Genomic DNA, 20,139 nt, shown 5'->3' on the forward strand with positions numbered 1-20,139 from the left:
TAGCGGGCTTGTTGATGTCGGGGCGACAGGATTTGAACCTGCGACCCCCTGCTCCCAAAGCAGGTGCGCTACCAAACTGCGCCACGCCCCGCGAATGATTGCTCATTGCGACGTTGGCAACTATAACCATGCCCCAGAGCAATACGCAAATCCACAGGACAACACTACTTTTGGGCTATATTCACAGAAACAAAAACGCGGCTACACATCTCGTGCAACCGCGTCTTCCGCTTAAACATTTGGAGGGAATGACGGGAATCGAACCCGCGTCTTCAGCTTGGAAGGCTGAGGTATTAGCCACTATACGACATTCCCACTTCACCAAAAGGTGATGGGCGCAAGTGTAACCCACCGCCCACTTTGAGACAAAACCACCCGCTTAGCGTGGAACTTTCTCCCAACCACGTGCGTTGCACGTTGTAAGTACTGATAATTTGTGGCCGATCCCGAAGGAGCTTTGCCTCACTATGAACCTCATTTTGATCCTCGCTATCGTTGGCGCCGCGGTGTACCTGATAAAGAGCCGCCAGAATGGCGCGACCAACCAGCGCGAACAGCTCCAGTTCGAGGACGCGATTGCGGACGCACGCCGCTGGACAGAGCGACTTGGCTCCCAAGTCCTTACTATTTCCGGCACCGACGCCGCTTCGACCCAGGCGATGGCCGACGCCTCTGAACGCTACAACGCAGCAAGTGGCGCGCTGGGCCAGGCGACCACACCGAAGCAGGCCATGCTCGCTCGCGAATCTGCCCTGGAGGGGCTGCACTATGTCAACGCAGCGCGCGAAATCATGGGCATGCCCGCGGGCCCAGAGCTTCCGGAACTGGAAGGCCAGCGTCGCGCGGGCCGGGTGACCGAGGAGCGAACGATCCGCCAGGAAGACGGCACCACCGTCACCGCATCCCCGTACGCTTCTGAGCGCACCCCAAACTACTACCCTGGCGGCGTTGTCGCCGGCCGTCCAGTACCGGCCGGCTGGTACTCCACCGCCTGGTGGGCTCCAGCGATGATGACTGGCATGTGGGCTGCGAGCTCGATGATGTTCTACTCCGCGATGTTCGCAGGCATGGCCGGCACGCCATCGCCTGAGGCCTTCGCAGCGGGTGACTTCGGGGACGCCGGCGCAGGCGACTTCGGCGATATGGGAGATGCTGGAGACATCGGCGATGCCGGGGAGATGGGCGATATGGGCGACGTCGGCGGCGAGGGCCTGTTCGGTGACGGCGGCCTCTTTGGGGATGGCGGTGGCTTCGACTTCGGGGGATTTGACTTTTAGTCCAGGCCAGTGCGCTAGAATGCCTACCGTTTAGCACCCCACCGTATAAGGAGCGTTTCGTGAACATTGCAGTGTTGCTCAAGGAAGTCCCGGATACGTACGGCGACCGCGACCTGAATCTGGAAACCGGCCTGACCGATCGCTCTGGTGATGTCGTCGCTGACGAGGTCTGCGAACGCGCCGTCGAAGCCGCGATGCGACTCAAGGAGGCCCGCGGCGACGAGGAAACCATCGTCGACCTCATTACGGTAGGGCCAGAAACAGCGCATGCCAGCGTGCGCAAGGGCATTGCGATGGGCGCGGATGATGCCTACATCATTGCCGACGACGCGCTCCTCGGCGCGGACGTGACGCTGACGGCAGAAGTGCTCGCGGCGGCACTGCGCAACAAGGACTACGACCTGGTTGTGCTCGGTACCGCGTCCTCTGACGGCGGTGGCGGCGTCATGGGTGGGCTGCTCGCAGAGATGCTCGGCTGGCCCGCCATCGCCAACGCGACCGAGGTCACGCTCAGCAACGACACGTTGACCGCGACGCAGGTCAGCGATCACGCCACGCTCACCCTGGAGGCGCAGCTCCCGGCGCTGGTCGCGGTCTCGGACGAGTACCCTGATGCCCGCTTCCCAAACTTCAAGGGTCTGATGGCGGCAAAGAAGAAGGAACTGCACACGCTGACGCTGGCGGAGCTCGGTGTCGACGCGGAGGATTTCGCACGGCCGCGGGCGATCATGGTGGACGTCGAAAAGCGTCCTGCGCGTGAGCGCGGCGAGATCATTGACTACGGCCCGAACGCTGTGGGCCAGCTGGTCGACTTCCTTGCAGAGAAGCACTACATCTAACCCGCCGAACGAAGGATACTGACATGGCAACCTCCCCCCGCACAGTTTTGGTCGTGCTCGATGCGACGCACGACGACCAGCTCGACTCCACCGCCGTCGAACTCATCGGCGCAGCCGCGCCTCTGGGTACCCCGGTGGTGCTGACCACCAACCCTGCACACACCGAAGCGCTCGGCGAGCTCGGCGCAGCCGTGGTGCTGACCACTAACGTTGACGCGCAGCAGCAGGCAGTCCCACTTGTCGACGCCGCCGAGGCCGCGTTCAACGCCATCGACCCGGCAGCCGTGATCCTCGCCCACTCCGTCCGCGGCCGCGACGTCGCGTCGCGCCTGGCCGTGCGCAAGGGCAAGGCCCTGCTCACCGACGCGATTGATGTCCGCCGAGACGACCAGGGCATTGTGACGGACCACGAGAACTACGGCGGCGCCTACACCGCAACCGCTGCAGCGACCCACTCGGCGCCAATTATTACGGTGCGCATCGGCGCGATCGATCGCCGTGCGGACGCCACCGCGCCCGAGGTTCACGAGTTGGACGTCACTGCCTCCGGGACGCGCGCCGCGACGGTGACTTCGGTGACACCGGTGGTGCGCACCTCGACGCGCCCGGAGCTGCTCACCGCAGATCGCGTGGTTGCAGGAGGCGTTGCTTTGGGTGACGCGGACATGTTCGAGCAGCTCGTGGGCGGGCTTGCCGACGAGCTCGGCGCCGCAGTCGGCGCGACCCGCTCCGCTGCGGACGAGGACCAAATCAGCCACGACGCCCAGATTGGGCAGACCGGCATCGTGGTCAGCCCGAAGCTCTACATCGGCATCGGCATTTCCGGCGCTGTGCAGCACCTCGTGGGCATGCAGACAGCCGACACCATCATCGCGATCAACAACGATGAGGACGCTCCGCTGTTCGATATCGCGGACTTCGGCATCATTGGCGATCTCTTCGACGTGGTGCCGGAACTCATCGAGCAGATCGCAGCTCGCCGCGGCACGGAGGCGTCCGAGTAATGCAGGTGCACCTTCGTCGTGGCCTGCCCCGCGTAGCGAGCGGCCAGCCGTGGCCACCAGTTGATGAGGTCGCGCTCGAACCCGACCCGGCCGTAACCGGTGATCTGGTCGGCGCTCAAGCGGCTCCGGCCCCAGCACAACCCGAAGGCCTATCGACGCCCCTCCGTCGCGGCCTGCCTCGTATCCCGAGCGGCCAGCCATGGCCTCCTACCGACTCGGTCGCAGTCGCTGCGGACCCTGCCGTGCAGCAGGTGTTCCCAGCGGCTGCAGAGCAACCAGCTGGCCCGCTCACCACGGTCGCCGTGCGCCAGGGCCTTCCACGTACTGCCGGGGCTGGCCCGTTCCCGCCTGTCGCCAGTGTCGACGTCCCAGAGGACCCCGCTGTGGCGGTTCCTCCGCTCTACGGCGCAGCGGCGCAGACTGCAGAACAGGCACCGGAACAGGTAGCGGCAGTCGAGTCCTCGCCGCAGCTAGCACAGCCCGAGCGGCCGAAGTTGGCGGCACAGCCCGTGCCTGCGCCGACTCAAACTCCATCGCGTCGCTGGTGGGCGTACGGTGGCGTCGCGCTGCTCGCTGCGTTCGTAGTCGCGGTCTTGGTGGCGCGCTGGTTCGTCAGCACCCCGACGGGCAGCAGCTTCATCGAGCGCTACACCGGCCAGCAGCCCCTGCCGGAAGGCGCACCTGTTGGGCTGCCCGCATGGTTGGGGTGGTCGCACTTCTTCAACATGCTGTTCATGGCGCTCATCATCAAGACTGGTATGACCGTGCGCCACGAGCGCAAACCCGAAGCGTATTGGGCGCCGCGCACAAACCCCAAGAAGAAGATTTCTCTTACCCTGTGGCTGCACCTCACTATTGACGTGCTGTGGGTGGCGCTCGGCGTGGCGTTCTACATCGTCCTGTTCGCCACTGGCCAGTGGATGCGAATCGTGCCCACGAGCTGGGAGGTCATCCCGCAAGCGGTCTCCGCGGGGATCCAGTACCTCAGCCTGGACTGGCCGACGGAGAACCCGTGGGTGCACTACAACGCGCTGCAGGAGCTGTCGTACTTTGCGGTGGTGTTCATCGCTGCCCCGCTGGCGATCCTCTCCGGCGCTCGCATGAGCGAGTGGTGGCCGAAGTCCTGGTCCTTCTTCTCGCTGAAGGCTGCACGCGCTATTCACTTCCCCACCATGCTGTTCTTCGTCCTGTTCACCGTGGTACACGTCTTCCTGGTGCTCACCACGGGTCTGCGCAGGAACATGAACGCGATGTTCGCTGCCTCCGGCGACGTCGACCCAGACGTGTACGGTACGAGCTGGACTGGCGTCATCGTGTTCCTCGTTGCGGCAGCCGTGATCGCGGTGGTGTGCAGGCTGGCTCGCCCCGCACTGGTAGCCCCGGTGGCGCAAGCGACTGGCAAGGTGACAAGCCGCTAAAGTAAAGCGCATGGTACCCATGTTTGCGCTTCACGACGGCACATCAATCCCCCAGCTCGGCTACGGCCTCCACCGCGTAGATCCGCAGGAGGCCGAGCGGTTGGTCAGCGAAGCGCTGGAGGCAGGTTACAGGCACTTCGACACCGCCCACATTTATGGGAACGAAGAGGGCGTCGGCAAGGCAATCGCGAAGTCGGGGATCCCGCGCGAGGAGCTGTACATCACCACGAAGCTGTGGAACAACCGCCACCACGATGCCCCGGCGGCGCTCGAGGAGTCGCTAGAGAAACTCGGTCTTGACCACGTGGATCTTTACCTCATTCACTGGCCTCTGCCCGGACAGGGCGCATACGTGGATGCGTGGAAATCCCTCATTGGACTCCGCGAGGCTAAACTCACGACCTCCATCGGCGTCTCAAACTTCCTGCCAGAGCACATTGAGCAGATTGAGATGCACACCGACGTCACCCCCGTGGTTAACCAGGTTGAGCTGCACCCGCTGTTCCAGAACTGGAAAGAGCTCGACGCGATGCGTGTGCACAATATCGCAATCGAGGGCTGGGCTCCGCTCGGTGGCGGCGCCTACGACCTCACGGACTTCCCCGAAATTACTGACGCCGCCGAGGCACACGGCAAAACGCCAGCGCAGGTGGTGCTGCGCTGGCATCTACAAAACGACGTGATCGTGTTCCCCAAGACCACGTCCGCGGAGCGGATGCGTGAAAACATGGACATTTTCGACTTCACGCTCAGCCCCGAAGAAATGTCCGCCATCGTCGCGCTCGACGAGGAGGAGTTTGGGCGCCACGGCCCGCACCCCGCGGACTACGAAGAACTGGGCTAGATAGCCGGGGCTTCGCCCGTCTCCTCGTACTTGGACAGGATGTCGATGCGGCGCTGGTGGCGCTCCTCGTTGCTCCACTCCTGACCAATGAACGCGTCGACGATCTTCAGCGCTTCTTCCTCGGTGTGCATGCGCCCACCGATACCGATGAGCTGCGCGTTGTTGTGCTCGCGTGCCAGGCGCGCGGTCTCCTCAGACCACGCCAAGGCGCAGCGAGCGCCCTTCACCTTGTTCGCGGCGATCTGCTCACCATTGCCAGAGCCGCCCAGCACGATGCCGAGGGAGCCTTCGTCCGCTACCGTCCGCTCAGCTGCGGCGATGCAATACGCCGGGTAGTCGTCGAGGGCGTCATACTCGTGCGCACCACAGTCGATGACTTCGTGGCCCTGCTTTTCCAGGTGGGCCTTAATCTGATTCTTTCGTTCGAAACCGGCATGATCTGCCCCAAGGTAAATTCGCATGCGCTCTACCCTACCTTCCTGCTAGCTCACCTGCGGCGGTTCCGTGCGGGAACGCTTCAGTTCGAAGAAGTAGGGGTATTCGCTCAGTGCCAGGGAGGCGTCGAAAAGCTTGCCTGCCTCCTCACCCGTTGGGACGCGGGTGATGACCGGCCCAAAGAATGCGGTGTCTCCTAGCTTGACCACCGGGGTGCCTACCTCGTCACCGACGGCGTCCATCGCGCCCTGGTGGTAGGTGCCCAGCAACTCGTCCATCTCATTGGTGTTGGCAAGGTCAGCGTAGCTGGCGTCGAGCCCTACCTCTTTGAGCGCTGCCGCGATGATCTCATCGTAGGCACCGTAGCCCTTCTTGCCGCCCTGCTCCCCGGCGTGAATGGCGGTGCCCATCGCGGTGTAGAGAGCGTCGATCTTCTCTGGGTGGTCGCGCTTCACCGCTGCGAACACGCGCGCGGGACCCCAGTTAGCCTCCATCATCTTGGCGTAGTCGGCGGGGATGTCGCGGCCGTCGTTAAGAATGGACAGTGACATCGGCACCCACTCGACCGTGATGTCGCGGACCTTTTCTACTTCCTTCATCCAGCGCGAAGTGAGCCAGCAAAATGGGCAGCTTACGTCGAACCAAAAGGTAACTGGTGCAGTCACAGAATCATTCCTCCATTCGTTCCGGAAATTATGCAGCCACCATAGCGAAAAACACACAGGTACGGCGAGTATGTTGGAGGACATGAAGACAAACCTCAAGCGCAGCGACGCACAATTTCGCGCACAACTTATCTCAGATGTCCATTACGATATTGCGCTCGATGTCAACGGAGCAGAGCAGTTCACGTCGACCACCACGGTCACGTTCCGCTCGGGCGCAGGCGAGACGTTCTTCGACCTGGTCGCCGACGAGTTCTCCGCAACGCTCGACGGCACCCCCGTCGACGGCCGCACCCTCACGCTCACCGAGGGCGAGCACACCTTAGTTGTCGACGCCACCATTACCTACAACCACACTGGTGAAGGCCTGCACAAGTTCGTCGACCCGGTGGACAACAAGGATTACCTCTACACCCAGTTCGAACCCGCGATGGCGATGAAGGTGTTTGCCTGCTTCGACCAGCCGGATATCAAGGCCACGTATAAGATTGCCGTCGACGCGCCAGAGGCCTACACGGTCGTACTCAACGAGGAGGCAACCCGTGAGGGCAACGTGTGGTCCTGCACCATTGATTACCCACTGTCGACGTACCTGGTGGCAATCTGCGCCGGCGAGTACGAGTTCGTCGAAGACGAGTACGTCGACGATCTGAAGCGTATCCCGCTTCGCATCTTTGCCCGCGCCTCACTCATGGAGCACCTCGACGCAGAACGCTTGTTCCGCCAGACGAAAGACGGCTTCGCGTACTACCACAAGAATTTTGCGATTGCGTACCCGTTTGGCAAGTACGACCAGATTTTCTGCCCCGAGTACAACATGGGCGCAATGGAGAACGCCGGCGCGGTGACCTTCCGCGATGAGTACGTCTTTACTTCCGAGCCAACCCCGTATCGCCTCGAGCGCCGCAACGACACGATCCTGCACGAGATGGCGCACATGTGGTTCGGCGACCTCGTCACGATGCAGTGGTGGGACGACTTGTGGCTCAACGAGTCCTTCGCGACCTGGTCCGCGGCCATTGCCCAGACTGAAATCGGCGAGTACCCGAATGCGTGGACGACGTTCGCGGCCGTCGAGAAGGCATGGGCCTACCAGCAAGATCAGCTGCCGACGACCCACCCGATCGCCGCTGACGCCCCGGACATTGAGACCGCCGAGCAGAACTTCGACGGCATCACCTACGCCAAGGGCGCGTCCGTGCTGAAGCAGCTGCACGCATACGTTGGCCGCGACGAGTTCTTCGCGGGCGTGCGCGATCACTTCAACAACCACAAGTTCAGCAACGCTACCTTCGACGATCTGCTAGGCGCGTTGGAGAAGTCGTCGGGCCGCGATTTGAGCGAGTGGTCCCAGCAGTGGCTGCGCACCACCGGTGTGTCCACCCTTCGCCCTGAAATCACCGAGGATTCCTTCGCAGTCGTGCAAGAGTCCGACGTACTGCGCACCCACCGGGTCGGCATCGGGCTGTACAAGCTTGACGGCGACAAGGTCGTGCGCACCCACCACGTGAACGTCGATATCGAGGGGGCGCGCACCGAGGTTCCCGAGCTCGCCGGCATCGACCACGATCTCGCGTTGGTCAACGACGAGGACCTCACCTACTGCAAGATGCGCCTCACGCCGGAACACACCGAGTTCGTGCTGGAGCACATCGGGCAGATCGAGAACCCGCTTGCGCGCACCCTGTGCTGGTCATCCCTGTGGGAGGCCGTCCGCGACACGCTGCTGCCAGCGCGCAAGTTTGTGATGGCTGTGGCCAACTTCAGCCGCCTCGAAGACCAACCGAGTGTGCAGGAGCGCCTCCTCGCGCAGGCGACGCTGGCGGTCAAGCAGTACGTGGCATGGTCCTGGCAGCGCACCGGCTTCTACATGCTCAGCGAGGCATTCCGCGGCCAGGAGCCTGCAGGTATCTACCAGCGCGCGCTCGCCCGCCTGCAGCCTTCGAAGCAGAACACGACGTACTTCCACGAACTCCTACAGTCGCTGGATAACCAGGAGATTCGCTGGCTCGTGCTCACGAACCTTGTCGCAGGCGGCGCCATGCTGGCCAAGACCGCCAAGAACGAGGAGGATCCGTCCTCCGAGGGTGCGCTGTCGCGCCTGCGCATCGACGCCGTCACGAACAAACAGTGGGCGTGGGATGAGATCGTCAGCGGTACACGCACAAACCTCGAGGTGCGCTTCCTTATCGACGGCCTCACCTTCACCTCCGAAGGCATGGACGGCTTGGCCGAGCGCTACTTCGAGATCGCGCCAGAGCTGTGGGACAAACTGACCAACGAGATGGCTCAGAACACGCTCGAGGGCCTGTTCCCGCTGTGGGATATTTCGATTGCTACAGTCGAGCGCGCCGAGGCGCTCCTTGCGCGGGAGGACATTCCGGCGGGCCTGCGCCGCATCGTTTCGGAGGGTAAGGCCCGCGTGGAGCGCGCGCTGCGCAACCGTGTTGGCGACGCAGGCGCGGAAGGCGCAGCGAAAACGCTGCGCTAGAGGCTAGAGCTCCTCGACGATGCGGATCTGCGCCGCATCCGTGCGAGCCACGATAGAGGCGAACATGACCAGCGTGTCACCCTCAAAGAGCTTGCGCGTGATGCGGTGCACCGGGGTGTTCGCCGCCAAGGAGAGGCTCTCGCGCTCCTTATCGGTCGGGTTGGCCGGGAACAGGATGTCCTCGCGGCGCAGGTGAGGAGTCACGCCACCCAGGTCGGTACGCTGGCCACGTGCGTAGTCGACGGAGCTACGGCTGTACTTGGACTCATAACCGGGACGAACGTACGTGGTTTCAGCGAACACCGGGTTACCGTTGGCAAAGTGAACGAGCTCGCTGGTGAGCAACTTATCGCGGGAGTCTACGCCGAATGCAGAGACGACGATCTGCGGTGCGGGCGCAGCGGTCTCCGAAATCAGTTCGGAAGAGACGTCCAGACCATGCGCGATAAACTGCTCCGTCAGCGATACCTTGCCCGTCAAGTCGATGATCGGAGGTAGCGCGCGAACGAATGTGCCACCGGTGCGGCCACGCTTACGCTCAATAATTCCCTCGAGTTGCAATAGGTCCAGTGCATGGCGCACGGTCATGCGTGCCACCCCGTACATGTCTACAAGTTCGCGTTCTGGGGGTAGCTTGTCGCCGGGTTCGAGCTCGCGCGATTCGATCTGGCTCCGCAGAGCGTCAGCAATCGCTACATACGCTGGCTTTTTCGCCATAAATTCCTCCTATTTTTGCGGCTGCGTTTAGGTTCACTGCCGCCCGCCCATAACTCCAGGTGTGACGCCAAAAGGTACAACACCAAAATCTCAGTTGTTTCTAATATAGTTCATTGGACCATAAAAGTACCTAACAATAAATTTGAGCAAAATGCGCGACACTTGATGCGGCCACAAATGGCAAAGTCATACTTTCAGTTGAACCCTATCGACGTGCCAAATTCAGGAATCTCCAACGCCAATGCCAACATCGCCCAAGCCACTGCGAACACCCCCATTTGCGGTAAACCGGGTGCTCGACAGCCACTCGAAACGTAGCGCGTAAACTAGAGCACAATGTTTTCTATTACGCAGTTATCTCCATCAGTCTTAGCCAAATCCGTGAGCGTTCCAGATGTCGACGAAGCCGTCGACTCCGTCACATCGTGGTGGAACGATCCAGCCACACGGGACATTTTTGTCACCCGCCCACTGTGGATCCTGCTCATCCTTGCAATTGCACTCGTGCTGCATCTCGTGGTGCGCAGAGTCATCACGAAAGCGGCGAACAATGCCATCAATTCCCCGGGTAGTGCCCTACCGTTACGGCGCCGCGCTGGCGCTTCAGAGCCAGATACTGCCCACTCTCGCTCGCAGGAGCAACGACGTCAGCAGCGCATTCTCACGCTGGCGAACGTCGGGCGCTCCGCGGCAGCCATCGTCATCTGGGTGTGGGCGGTGCTTGCGGTGCTGGACCAGCTCGGGGTCAATGTTGCACCACTCGTCGCCTCTGCAGGCGTTGTGGGCGTCGCCCTCGGCTTCGGCGCGCAGTCGCTGGTGAAGGACTTCCTCAGCGGCATCTTCATGCTGCTGGAAAACCAGTACGGTGTCGGCGATGTCATCGCCGTCAACGGTATCGAAGGCACCGTCGAGCACGTCACGATGCGTATCACCACCGTGCGCGATATTGACGGCACACTGTGGTACGTCCGAAACGGCGATATTGATCTGCTGGGCAACCAGAGCGACGTCTACTCCGTTGCCCGCCTCGAAATCCCGGTTTCCATCCAGGCGGACCCAGATCAGGCAGCCAGCGTCGTCGAGGCCGCGATGCAGGACGCAGTAACGCGCCCCGAGATCGCGGATAAGCTCGTCGGCGAGGCGACCATGCTGGGTATTTCCAAGTTCGACCCAGAGTGCGCGACTCTGCGCGTGATGGTCAATACGCTGCCCGGCGAGCAGTGGGGCGTCTCCCGTTTTATGACTGCGGTTATCCTCGAGGCACTCCACGCGAACGGCGTGCCGCTGCCTGGCACGGAACCGACCTATATCCGACACTTGGACCACACCCCTGGAGGCGAAAACAACAATGCAGATCAGCAATAAGAGCGAAGCGGAGCAGACGCTCTACGAGGCCGTCGGCGGCGAGGAATTCTTCCGCACGCTCGTCCAACGCTTCTATGCCCAGGTCAAGGAAGACGACCTCATCGGGCCGATGTACCCCGACGATGATTGGGAAGGCGCCGAATCACGCCTGCGCTGGTTCCTCTCCCAATACTGGGGCGGCCCGCGCACCTACCAAGAGCGCCGCGGCAACCCGATGCTGCGCCGCCGACACTTCCCGTTCGCAATCCGGGAAGCCGAAGCGGACCGCTGGCTCGAGCTGATGGGCAAGGCCGTCGCCGAGTTTGACGACGCCACCTTGCCCCAGCCATACCGCGATGCCCTGTGGAATCACATGCAGCGGGTCGCGTACATGATGATCAACCAGGGCCCGCGGTCATACGAATAGGCTCAGCGACTTGCTGTGGTAGACGGTGCCGAAGGGGGCGTCGATACGCACCCACCTGCCGGCGCTTGAAATCCGCAGGTAGCGAGGCACCTCGACCGGGGCTTCGAACCCGGGGATGAGCCCGAGCGAGGTGCAGGTAAACACCGCGCGCATAGGGATTTCGAGCTTCGGACCACGCTCATCTGCGTCGACGGTGATGACGACGCCATCCAGGAGCGAGACTGGCGGGCCGAGCGGGCCCGCGAATTGGCGCGCAAGGTTGCGGCCTTCGTCGGCGAGCTGGCGCGCGGTCGCAATCGGCACCTCTTCGCGCAGCGTGAACCCTTGCGCCGGTGGCAGTGCCCCAGGCCAGTTCTGATCCTGCGCCGCGCCAAGTGTTCCCGTCGCAGTTTCGAGTGCCTCGAGAACCCGGCGCGCAGGCACCACCGCACCGTCGCGGGAGATAGTTCCGCGGACCCGGCGCGAGGCGACGCAGTCGAACGGGGTGGTGACAAAGACGTCGACGTCGTGTTCCCCGACTCGCTGGAACCGTGCGTAGGCGTCATCCTGGAGTGCGAGGGCGCGCTGCAGCAGGGCGCGCAGTCCGCGCTCCCCCTGCTCAACAGTCAGCGTTTCGGTGGTAGCCACCTATGCCTGCCCCAGCTCGTCGTCACCGTCGAGCGTTGTGTAGGCGCGGGCAAGGATGCCGAGCTCCTGCGAGGTGATTGCTCGCGGGCTCGCCGTCCGCTTATCCACGGTGACCTGTACGCAATCAATCACACAACAGACGCTGCCTTGTGCGTCCTTGATCTCCTGACGCGTCGTAAACGACGTGTTGCCGAGGTGGATCACCTGCGTATCAACGGTCACTGCCTGCGTGTTCGGCAGCACCGGGCGAACGTAGTCCGCCTCGATGCGCCGAACGAACACCACAAACTCGTACCCCTGAGACTCGAAGAACTCCTGGGCAAACGCGAGTCGCGCCTGCTGCGCGATCTCGATGTAAGCCGAGTTTGTCACATGGCCGTACCGGTCAAAATCGTTCCACCTCAGCGAGATGGAGTGCGTGTGAATCCTGCCGCGCATATTCTGTTCCGACATAGCCAATTCCTACCTTTTCCACTGTTAGCGGCTGAGCTTGCGGTGCGTGACGCGCGATGGCTTCGCCGCTTCCTCACCGAGGCGCTCAACCTTGTTCTTCTCGTAGTCGCCGAAGTTGCCCTCGAACCAGTACCACTTGCCTTCCTCAACGTTGCCTTCCCAGGCGAGGATGTGGGTACAGGTGCGGTCCAGGAACCAGCGGTCGTGCGAAATCACGACAGCGCAACCTGGGAACTTTTGCAGCGCATTCTCAAGCGAGCCAAGGGTTTCGACGTCCAAGTCGTTGGTCGGCTCGTCGAGCAGGATCAGGTTGCCGCCCTGCTTCAGCGTCAGCGCCAGGTTCAGGCGGTTACGCTCACCACCGGAGAGCACCTTGGACGGCTTCTGCTGGTCAGCGCCCTTGAAACCGAACGCCGAGAGGTAGGCCCGCGACGGCATTTCGTTCTGGCCGACCACGATGTAGTCGAGGCCGTCCGAGACTACTTCCCACACCGTCTTTTCCGGGTCGATGTTTTCGCGGTTCTGGTCGACGTAGGACAGCTTCACGGTCTCACCGACCACGACGGTGCCTGCGTCTGGCTCTTCCAGCCCAACGATGGTCTTGAACAGGGTGGACTTACCCACACCGTTCGGGCCGATCACGCCCACGATGCCGTTGCGCGGCAGCGTGAAGGACAGGTCCTTGATCAGGACGCGGCCGTCGAAGCCCTTGTCCAGGTGCTCGACCTCGACGACCTTGTTGCCCAGGCGTGGAGGCGTCGGGATCTGGATTTCTTCGAAGTCCAGCTTCTTGTACTGCTCTGCCTCGGCAGCCATTTCCTCGTAGCGTTCCAGACGCGCTTTGTTCTTCGCCTGGCGCGCCTTCGGCGAGGATCGTACCCACTCGAGCTCGTTCTTCAGACGCTTCTGCAGTTTCTGGTCCTTCTTGCCAGCAACCTCGAGGCGCTCGGCCTTCTTCTCCAGGTAGGTGGAGTAGTTGCCCTCGTATGGGTAGAGCTTGCCGCGGTCGACCTCACAGATCCACTCGGCCACGTTGTCCAGGAAGTAGCGGTCGTGGGTAATCGCCAGAACTGCGCCCGGGTAGGACTGCAGGTGCTTCTCCAGCCACAGGACGGACTCGGCGTCCAGGTGGTTCGTTGGCTCGTCGAGCAGCAGCAGGTCCGGTTCGGACAGCAGCAGCTTCGCCAGCGCGACGCGGCGGCGCTCACCACCGGAAAGCTTGGTCACCGGGCTATCGGACGGCGGGCAGCGCAGTGCTTCCATCGCCTGCTCAATCTTGGAATCGACCTCCCAGGCGTCAGCGGCGTCGAGCTCCTCCTGGAGTTTGCCCATTTCTTCCATGAGCTCGTCGGTGTAGTTCGTCGCCATCTCTTCAGCGATTTCTTCGAAGCGCTGCTTCTTCTCGAAGATGTCGCCGAGGCCCTCTTCGACGTTCTCTCGAACGGTCTTCTCCTCGTTCAGCGGTGGCTCCTGCAGGAGGATGCCGACCGTTGCGCCGGGATCCAGGAATGCTTCGCCGTTGTTTGGCTGGTCAATCCCCGCCATGATCTTGAGTAGCGAGGACTTACCTGCGCCGTTTGGCCCAACGACACCAATCTTGGCGCCGGGATAAAAGGCCATGGTGACATTGTCCAAAATGACCTTGTCACCGATGGCCCTGCGAACGTTTTTCATCGTGTAGATGAACTCAGCCACGTAAAAACCCCTTTAACTGAAGCGGACATACATCGTTTCACAGGGTACATCAGCGAAAGGTGAACGTGCGCTTCCCCAGCGCCGAGCGAGAGCGCAACCGCGGGCGTCAGAACGGCGCGGGGCCGTCGTCACTTTCGCCGCTGCCAGCACCCACAGCTACCGGCTCGAGTTCAGGCGACTGCGGTTGTGGTTCCGTAGCCGCCGCCGAGTCCGACGCCTGCATCTTCATTTGCTCGAAGTAGAACTCGCGCTCCTCTTCCGTCATGAAGTCGACCGCCGTCTTGATCTTCACCGCAGGCTGGCCCTCGAGTGTGTGGCCGTTCTCGGTGATCTTCCAGGAGGAGATCTGGTGCATGCCGAGCTCGAACGCGACCTTGTCCGCTTTCAGCACGGTGCGGTACCGGTTGAGCTTCTCACCGGCGTCGTTAGTTTCCACCCAGGTCTCCGTGACCAACCGTCCGGAGACCATCACCGGCGCGCCACGGAACAGTGAGGTGCGCGCGTTGATGGCGAGCTGGTTCCAACACTCGACGTCGATGTAGAGCTGGTCCGTGTCCTCCCAAATGTCGCGGCCTTGGTTGTCCTGCTCGCCCGTGCGCCGCCTGCGGGAGGACGCGATGCGCATCTTGCACACCGAGTTTCCCGACGCCGGGAACCACTTAAAGTACGGTGCTGCCGTCAAGTTTCCGCATACGGTGACGTTCATCTGGCTCATTGTTGTGTCCTTTCAATTGTTTGCTGAACTGGTACAACTCGGAGCTTTCCAGTGCAGAAACAGAAAAGAAAGGATGCGGCCTTGCAGCCTGTGGATTGATTTTTGGAATTCCACAGATCCCAGGGAATCGTCGATTAGCCCTTGTGCTGCGGGGTATCCGACGTGTACTGTGCGAGCATTTCGTTGTAGGCGCGCCACTCGGCGTCGTCAGTCTCGTCCGCGATGCGGTCGACCTCTGCGGTTTCTGCGCGGTCCTCGCGCCACCACAGGATGAACAGCACACCGAACACGATAACCAGCGGGAACGAGCCCGACGCCCAGGCGATACCGCCGCCCACCTTCTGGTCCGCCAGCAGATCCGGGTCCCACGGCAGGAGCAGCGAACGGTAGAACTCCTCGCCCATCACGGTGTTGAGCTGCATGAGGTACACGCCCATAAAGAGGTGCACCGGCATGGAGATCCACAGCCACAGCAGGCGCGTCTTCGCCGTCACGCGCCCCTCGATGTAGTCCGGGCCGATGAGCTCCCAGAAGTAGAAGTAGCCCGACACCAGGAACACCGCATTCATGATGACGTGGCCGGCGTGCTCCGAAATCATCAGTTCGTAGAGATCAGTGAACACGTACATGACGTAGAAGAACACCAGGAACTGCACCGCGGACACCGGCGGGTACGTCACGATGCGCAGGAACTTACTGCGCTGGAAGGACTCCGCCCACAGCCGGGGGTTGAACTCGCCGGACGGGTAGGCGTCGATAATGAGCGTCAGCGGCGCGCCCAGCACGAGGAACACCGGCACACCCATCGACAGGATCATGTGGACCGTCATGTGCGCCGAGTAAGAGGCCGGCATGTGCAGCCCAATGCCGGAGCACATCGTGACTACGACGGTCGCGCAACCCAGCAGCCACCACGCCGTGCGCCCCTTGGACCATCCGCTCACCCGGCGCGTCAGGTGCAGGTAGTAGACGGCCAGCAGGATCGCGATCACGCTGTAGAGCAGCTCGAATCGCCACAGCCCGACCCAGTTCGACCAGGTCAGTGGGTCCTCGAGGTTGTAGCCCATCTGGATCTGCATCGGGGTGAGGTTCGGGTCCCGCGGCGGTGGCGGCGGAGTGCGCCCGAGCGTCACCGCTAGGCCGGTCACAGCGGCCATCACCAGCACTTCCACCGCGCCGAGCCGTACGAACGCTCTGCGTTGCGACGGCCCCTCCGCCTCAAGCGCCGGAATCGTCCGCTCGCGGTGTGCGTACCCCATCAAACCAAGCAGCAGGATGCCGACCAGCTTGCCCACCAGCACCCAGCCGTAGGCGTAGCGGGTGATGTCGTCCAGGTGCACGCGGATCGCACCGTTAATCACGCCCGACACCGCCATCGCTACGAAGGCGAACAACGCGATGCGCGAGTATCTGCGCACCGCTGGCGCCAAGTCCGGCCCCAACCTGAAACCGTGCGCCACCAGCGCCATCAGGGCACCAACCCACACCAGCAGGAATACCAGGTGCCAGATGAAGGAGTTCGTGCCGAAGTCGTGGTCGCCACCGGTCGCGGAGTGACCAGTCAGCGCCAGCGGCATAATCGCCAACAACGAGCCGATGAATAACGCCACCTGCGACCACCAACACGACACCCGATACCCCGCCACGGACACACACGCCGCGATCGCCGCGACAATGAGCCAGACGCGGGCGTCAGCAACCTTGTCCAGCGCTAGGGCCCAGGCGTCGACCTCAAACATTACGGTGCTCAACGGCTGGCCTGAGACGTCGGAAAGCACCAGCGGCACCATCACCACACCGATCAGCGCCAACCCCGCGGATGATGCCGCCCCCGTCCGGGAAGCAATCACCCCGTCGACGGTCAGGCGCGCGCCGTTGAGGTCAGCGCCCGTCTGCTTCGGCGGCAGCAACCACGCAGAAAAGAGGTAGGACCCGGCAGCCAGCGCGGCCAGCACCCATGCGGCGCCGCGTAGGGCCGGCAGGCCGAACGTCGTCACAGCTCCCGGATCCGGGATACCCAACGCTGCGAGCGAGGCGCCCGCGAACATCTCCGAAATCACCCCGGCGATGAGCGCCGCGACGAGCCCCGCCGCAAGATACAGCGGAAACGCCGCTTTCACCGCCGACTTTGAGGCAACCTGCGCATTTGACATGCTCACTACCCTACGTTCGAAATCTGCCTGTTCCCAAGTTTTTCGACGCCCACTTCTCCCCCTCCACGTCACTAGTGTGAGCAATAGCTTCTTGCTCTGCCCCACCAGGACTCGGACCTGTCGGGGACAGTTCACTTAAAAGAACGCTGCCATCCACCATTCGCCGATTCCGCGCCGCGGACAACCTGCATGCAACACCATGTCCGCGGCAGCACGTTCATCAGCCGTTTGAGAAAACCAACCACTTAATCTGTCCGCCGCACGGACACTCACCCGGGGATGCCCCAACCCAGAAAACCTGTCCGCCCCGCGGACAACTGGCATGCCACACCATGTCCGCGGCACCTCTCCCACCTCGCGGATTGGGCAGAACCAACCACTTGCCCTGTCCGCCCCGCGGACACTCAACCGGTGAGACCGGATCGCCAAAGAACTGTCCGCCCCGCGGACACCCTGACCGCACTCTGTCCGCGGCAGCCCTCTCACCAGCAGCTCCAGAAAACCCACCACCAATAAGTGTCCGCCGCGCGGACACCCAACGCAGAGGGTCCGTCGCGAAAAACGCCACGGTGGATTTACGAGTCTGATTCAGCAGCGCGGCGCTGACGCTGTAGCTTCCCGTGTGCACGGGCGATGCGGTAGAAAGTCCGCAAGCTCGCGAGCTGCAACCCGCTGTCTTGCGCCTTCTGATAGATGGCGTCCGCGCTCAGGTCGGGGTGGGCGTCGAAAAGATCGAGAATCTGTTGTACATCTGAATCCGGAATACGTGGGATGTTTCGTTCGCGGTGAGGGATCGGATTTTCCTTTTTGGGCCTCGGGTTGGTCTGGTAATAGCGCCTCGAGCGTGAGATCTTCAAAATTTTGCAGGCGCGACTCATAGAATGCCCGACGCCCATGAGTAGATCCAGGAACTCGTTTTCTTGACGTACTCCTTCCTCGTACCGCTTCGTTTCTTCGGGGCTTAGAATTTTTCCGCCGCGTCGGAGGTCCCGCCATGTTGCTTTGGCAGAGACCCCATAGCTTTTCCCAGGACATCGCTAGTGTCCTTCCACAGCTTGGCTTCTTTGCGCAGTCGAGCATTTTCTCGTTTCAGCGCCTCGTATTCTTTGCGTGGCATCGTTACTTCGTCGTTGCTCATGGTTTTCCTTTCGCTTAGGGCCTAGCCAAGATATTGCCACACAGTTAAGGGCAAACCCCCAGGCGCTACGCTGTAGTGCATGGACACACGTGATCGGGATGCGCTGACGGCTGCCAAGTTGTATTACCGCTCGGAGCTGAGTCAGGCGGAGGTTGCTGCGGAGATGGGCTGCTCCCGTCCTACGGTGGCGAAGCTTCTGCAGCACGCGAAGGACCGTGGCTACGTCACTATTGAGGTACACGACCCGCAGGAGGCGGACGAGATCCTGATCGAGGATCTCACCTCCCGGTACACGCTGGAGGGTGTGCGGATTGTTCACCCGGCGAACCCATCTGCAGCGATCATGGAGGATCTTGGGGTGGCTGGCGCACGCTACCTGGAGTCGATGCCGTTGGATGGCCTTTCGGTGGGGGTGTCCTGGGGAAAAACGCTGCTCAACATTGCGCGGAATCTACGATCGACGAACATGCGGGCGCGCCAGATTGTGCAATTGAAAGGTGGGTCGTCGCGTTCCAACCTGGCAACGAATGACTTTGAGACGATCACCGGTTTCTGCACCGCGTTCAACGCGCCCGCGTTAACGCTCCCGTTGCCTGTCATTTTTGAGCGGGTGGAAACCAAGGAGATTGTGGAGCAGGATTCCCATATCGCCGACGTGCTGCAGCATGGGCGGGAGACGGACGTGGCGGTGTTCACGGTGGGATCGGTACGAAAACAGAGCCTGCTGATGAACCTGGGGTACCTCTCTGAGGAGATGTCGCGGGAGCTGCTCGGCGTTGCGGTGGGTGACGCTTGTTCGCGGTTCTACACGCGGGAGGGGGATGTGGCGTCGAAAAGAATTGATGATCTGACGGTGGGCATTGAGCTTGACGAGCTGCGGGCGAGACCACGTCGAGTGCTGGTAGCTGGGGGTTTGTATAAAGCTGAGGCGATTGAGACGGCGCTGTGGATGGGGCTGGCCAGTGATTTGGTGATTGATCAGCCGACGGCGGTTCGGGTGCTGGAGATCGCGAAGACCCGCTAATTGACGCCCCTTCTCCCCCATCTGGGGTGGTTTGCACCCCCAATCAGAACATTTGCAAACTTTGATATTGTCATATGTTCCGAACGGTCTTAGAGTGGACAGCGAAAGGTCAACCAGCTACCGAAAAAGGAGTTGCACATGTCCACCCCGACCGTCTCCACACCGCACATCGTCCCAACCGGACCAATCGCTGAAACCGTCCTCATGCCGGGCGACCCACTGCGCGCGAAGTTCATCGCAGAGACCTACCTGGAAAACCCAGTCCAGTTCAACGCCGTGCGCAACATGCTCGGCTACACCGGCACCTACCAAGGCCACGAAGTTTCCGTGATGGGCTCCGGCATGGGCATTCCGTCCATCAGCCTCTACGCCTACGAGCTCATTCACTTCTTCGGCGTAAAGAAGCTCATCCGCGTCGGCTCCTGCGCATGCTTCCAGCCTGACATGAAGCTCTTCGACATCATCGTCGCCTCCTCCGCATCCACGGACTCGCACTTCATCGAGCAGTACGACCTGCCGGGCACCTACGCCCCGACCGCGTCCTGGAAGCTGCTCGAGGCAACCTACAAGGAGTCGCAGAAGCAGGGCGTCGACATCCATGTGGGCAACATCTTGTCCTCCGACGTTTTCTACAACTTCAAGGACGACGTCAACGACCGCTGGGCCAAGATGGGCGTGCTCGGCGTCGAGATGGAATCCGCCGGCCTCTACGCCGTCGCTGCCGAGGCAGGCGTTGACGCGATGGGGATCTTCACCGTCTCCGACGTCATTGGCTCCGGCGAGAAGGCCTCCGCTGAGGAGCGTCAGAGCGCGTTTACCCAGATGATGGAGCTGGCACTTCCGCTGGCCGCCGTCTAAATCACAACCCGTCCC

The 20,139-nt window shown here is 61.9% G+C and carries 20 protein-coding genes and 2 tRNA genes; 10 read left to right on the plus strand and 12 right to left on the minus strand.

Going from position 1 to position 20,139, the window contains the following annotated elements; all coding sequences use genetic code 11:
• Positions 1–17: 17 nt before the first annotated feature.
• Both BJP06_RS08610 and BJP06_RS08615 read right to left on the minus strand, forming a co-directional pair.
• Positions 18–91 (minus strand) — tRNA-Pro (locus BJP06_RS08610).
• 149 nt (positions 92–240) lie between these two features.
• A tRNA-Gly gene (locus BJP06_RS08615) sits at positions 241–315 on the minus strand.
• A gap of 152 nt (positions 316–467) precedes the next feature.
• Between BJP06_RS08615 and BJP06_RS08620 the strand changes: the two genes are divergently transcribed.
• The 5 genes from BJP06_RS08620 to BJP06_RS08640 are packed head-to-tail and all read left to right on the plus strand — an operon-like array spanning position 468 to position 5,382.
• A complete protein-coding gene (locus tag BJP06_RS08620) occupies positions 468–1,277 on the plus strand; it encodes a hypothetical protein (protein ID WP_071573560.1) in 810 nt (269 codons plus the stop codon).
• A gap of 59 nt (positions 1,278–1,336) precedes the next feature.
• Complete coding sequence (locus BJP06_RS08625; RefSeq protein WP_071573561.1) at positions 1,337–2,116, plus strand: electron transfer flavoprotein subunit beta/FixA family protein; 780 nt, start codon at positions 1,337–1,339, stop codon at positions 2,114–2,116.
• Positions 2,117–2,139: 23 nt separating this feature from the next.
• Entirely contained in the window at positions 2,140–3,120 is a 981-nt protein-coding gene (locus tag BJP06_RS08630; RefSeq protein ID WP_071573562.1) for an electron transfer flavoprotein subunit alpha/FixB family protein, read from the plus strand.
• Positions 3,120–4,538: a cytochrome b/b6 domain-containing protein gene (locus BJP06_RS08635; RefSeq protein WP_071573563.1), complete on the plus strand. Its 1,419-nt coding sequence runs from the start codon at positions 3,120–3,122 to the stop codon at positions 4,536–4,538. Before BJP06_RS08630 ends, BJP06_RS08635 begins: the two co-directional genes overlap by 1 nt.
• A 10-nt stretch (positions 4,539–4,548) precedes the next feature.
• On the plus strand, positions 4,549–5,382 hold the full coding sequence (locus tag BJP06_RS08640) for an aldo/keto reductase (RefSeq protein WP_070362022.1): 834 nt from the start codon (positions 4,549–4,551) through the stop codon (positions 5,380–5,382).
• Here the strand turns inward: BJP06_RS08640 and BJP06_RS08645 are convergent.
• Together BJP06_RS08645 and BJP06_RS08650 are read right to left on the minus strand one after the other, a co-directional pair.
• On the minus strand, positions 5,379–5,843 hold the full coding sequence (locus BJP06_RS08645) for a ribose-5-phosphate isomerase (RefSeq protein WP_071573564.1): 465 nt from the start codon (positions 5,841–5,843) through the stop codon (positions 5,379–5,381). The genes BJP06_RS08640 and BJP06_RS08645 overlap by 4 nt on opposite strands.
• A gap of 21 nt (positions 5,844–5,864) precedes the next feature.
• The gene (locus BJP06_RS08650; RefSeq protein ID WP_071573565.1) at positions 5,865–6,482 is read right to left on the minus strand and encodes a DsbA family protein; all 618 of its coding nucleotides are present in this window, start codon (positions 6,480–6,482) and stop codon (positions 5,865–5,867) included.
• A gap of 82 nt (positions 6,483–6,564) precedes the next feature.
• Between BJP06_RS08650 and pepN the strand changes: the two genes are divergently transcribed.
• Positions 6,565–8,973 carry an aminopeptidase N gene (gene pepN, locus BJP06_RS08655; RefSeq protein ID WP_071573596.1) on the plus strand — a complete coding sequence of 803 codons (2,409 nt, stop codon included), beginning with the start codon at positions 6,565–6,567 and terminating at the stop codon, positions 8,971–8,973.
• A gap of 3 nt (positions 8,974–8,976) precedes the next feature.
• Here pepN and BJP06_RS08660 read toward each other — a convergent pair whose 3' ends face one another.
• Positions 8,977–9,690 carry a GntR family transcriptional regulator gene (locus BJP06_RS08660; protein ID WP_071573566.1) on the minus strand — a complete coding sequence of 238 codons (714 nt, stop codon included), beginning with the start codon at positions 9,688–9,690 and terminating at the stop codon, positions 8,977–8,979.
• Between the two features lie 381 nt (positions 9,691–10,071).
• On the opposite strand from BJP06_RS08660, the gene BJP06_RS08665 reads away from it, so the two are divergent.
• On the plus strand, positions 10,072–11,055 hold the full coding sequence (locus tag BJP06_RS08665; RefSeq protein WP_071573567.1) for a mechanosensitive ion channel family protein: 984 nt from the start codon (positions 10,072–10,074) through the stop codon (positions 11,053–11,055).
• Complete coding sequence (locus BJP06_RS08670; RefSeq protein WP_071573568.1) at positions 11,039–11,461, plus strand: globin; 423 nt, start codon at positions 11,039–11,041, stop codon at positions 11,459–11,461. Before BJP06_RS08665 ends, BJP06_RS08670 begins: the two co-directional genes overlap by 17 nt.
• Here BJP06_RS08670 and BJP06_RS08675 read toward each other — a convergent pair.
• The 7 genes from BJP06_RS08675 to BJP06_RS12140 all read right to left on the minus strand — a co-directional run bounded on the left by BJP06_RS08675 (position 11,450) and on the right by BJP06_RS12140 (position 18,242).
• Complete coding sequence (locus tag BJP06_RS08675) at positions 11,450–12,088, minus strand: hypothetical protein (protein ID WP_071573569.1); 639 nt, start codon at positions 12,086–12,088, stop codon at positions 11,450–11,452. The genes BJP06_RS08670 and BJP06_RS08675 overlap by 12 nt on opposite strands.
• Positions 12,089–12,541, minus strand: coding sequence for a thioesterase family protein (locus BJP06_RS08680; protein WP_071573570.1), 453 nt, complete (start codon positions 12,539–12,541; stop codon positions 12,089–12,091).
• Between the two features lie 24 nt (positions 12,542–12,565).
• Positions 12,566–14,236 (minus strand): energy-dependent translational throttle protein EttA, encoded by a 1,671-nt coding sequence (ettA, locus tag BJP06_RS08685; RefSeq protein ID WP_071573571.1) that lies wholly within the window; start codon positions 14,234–14,236, stop codon positions 12,566–12,568.
• A gap of 106 nt (positions 14,237–14,342) precedes the next feature.
• On the minus strand, positions 14,343–14,951 hold the full coding sequence (locus tag BJP06_RS08690) for a single-stranded DNA-binding protein (protein WP_070478429.1): 609 nt from the start codon (positions 14,949–14,951) through the stop codon (positions 14,343–14,345).
• 134 nt (positions 14,952–15,085) lie between these two features.
• A complete protein-coding gene (locus BJP06_RS08695) occupies positions 15,086–17,104 on the minus strand; it encodes a cytochrome c oxidase assembly protein (protein ID WP_071573572.1) in 2,019 nt (672 codons plus the stop codon).
• 575 nt (positions 17,105–17,679) lie between these two features.
• Positions 17,680–17,961, minus strand: coding sequence for a helix-turn-helix domain-containing protein (locus tag BJP06_RS08700; RefSeq protein ID WP_143110603.1), 282 nt, complete (start codon positions 17,959–17,961; stop codon positions 17,680–17,682).
• Positions 17,962–18,065: 104 nt separating this feature from the next.
• Positions 18,066–18,242, minus strand: coding sequence for a hypothetical protein (locus BJP06_RS12140; protein ID WP_177224297.1), 177 nt, complete (start codon positions 18,240–18,242; stop codon positions 18,066–18,068).
• A 79-nt stretch (positions 18,243–18,321) separates the two neighbouring features.
• On the opposite strand from BJP06_RS12140, the gene BJP06_RS08705 reads away from it, so the two are divergent.
• Together BJP06_RS08705 and deoD are read left to right on the plus strand one after the other, a co-directional pair.
• Complete coding sequence (locus tag BJP06_RS08705; RefSeq protein ID WP_071573574.1) at positions 18,322–19,266, plus strand: sugar-binding transcriptional regulator; 945 nt, start codon at positions 18,322–18,324, stop codon at positions 19,264–19,266.
• Between the two features lie 138 nt (positions 19,267–19,404).
• Complete coding sequence (gene deoD, locus BJP06_RS08710) at positions 19,405–20,124, plus strand: purine-nucleoside phosphorylase (protein WP_070478436.1); 720 nt, start codon at positions 19,405–19,407, stop codon at positions 20,122–20,124.
• The last annotated feature ends 15 nt before the right edge of the window (positions 20,125–20,139 follow it).

The sequence above is a fragment of the Corynebacterium sp. NML120713 genome (assembly GCF_001875735.1).
In the GTDB taxonomy this organism is placed as follows: domain Bacteria; phylum Actinomycetota; class Actinomycetes; order Mycobacteriales; family Mycobacteriaceae; genus Corynebacterium; species Corynebacterium pseudogenitalium.

What these genes read in the sequence shown, in the direction of transcription:
- BJP06_RS08620 (WP_071573560.1), top strand. Translation starts at nt 468, where the DNA reads ATGAACCTCATTTTGATCCTCGCTATCGTTGGCGCCGCGGTGTACCTG.
- BJP06_RS08630 (WP_071573562.1), top strand. Translation starts at nt 2,140, where the DNA reads ATGGCAACCTCCCCCCGCACAGTTTTGGTCGTGCTCGATGCGACGCAC.
- BJP06_RS08635 (WP_071573563.1), top strand. Translation starts at nt 3,120, where the DNA reads ATGCAGGTGCACCTTCGTCGTGGCCTGCCCCGCGTAGCGAGCGGCCAG.
- BJP06_RS08640 (WP_070362022.1), top strand. Translation starts at nt 4,549, where the DNA reads ATGGTACCCATGTTTGCGCTTCACGACGGCACATCAATCCCCCAGCTC.
- BJP06_RS08645 (WP_071573564.1), bottom strand. Translation starts at nt 5,843, where the DNA reads ATGCGAATTTACCTTGGGGCAGATCATGCCGGTTTCGAACGAAAGAAT.
- pepN (WP_071573596.1), top strand. Translation starts at nt 6,565, where the DNA reads ATGAAGACAAACCTCAAGCGCAGCGACGCACAATTTCGCGCACAACTT.
- BJP06_RS08660 (WP_071573566.1), bottom strand. Translation starts at nt 9,690, where the DNA reads ATGGCGAAAAAGCCAGCGTATGTAGCGATTGCTGACGCTCTGCGGAGC.
- BJP06_RS08670 (WP_071573568.1), top strand. Translation starts at nt 11,039, where the DNA reads ATGCAGATCAGCAATAAGAGCGAAGCGGAGCAGACGCTCTACGAGGCC.
- BJP06_RS08680 (WP_071573570.1), bottom strand. Translation starts at nt 12,541, where the DNA reads ATGTCGGAACAGAATATGCGCGGCAGGATTCACACGCACTCCATCTCG.
- BJP06_RS08690 (WP_070478429.1), bottom strand. Translation starts at nt 14,951, where the DNA reads ATGAGCCAGATGAACGTCACCGTATGCGGAAACTTGACGGCAGCACCG.
- BJP06_RS08695 (WP_071573572.1), bottom strand. Translation starts at nt 17,104, where the DNA reads ATGTCAAATGCGCAGGTTGCCTCAAAGTCGGCGGTGAAAGCGGCGTTT.
- BJP06_RS12140 (WP_177224297.1), bottom strand. Translation starts at nt 18,242, where the DNA reads ATGAGCAACGACGAAGTAACGATGCCACGCAAAGAATACGAGGCGCTG.
- BJP06_RS08705 (WP_071573574.1), top strand. Translation starts at nt 18,322, where the DNA reads ATGGACACACGTGATCGGGATGCGCTGACGGCTGCCAAGTTGTATTAC.
- deoD (WP_070478436.1), top strand. Translation starts at nt 19,405, where the DNA reads ATGTCCACCCCGACCGTCTCCACACCGCACATCGTCCCAACCGGACCA.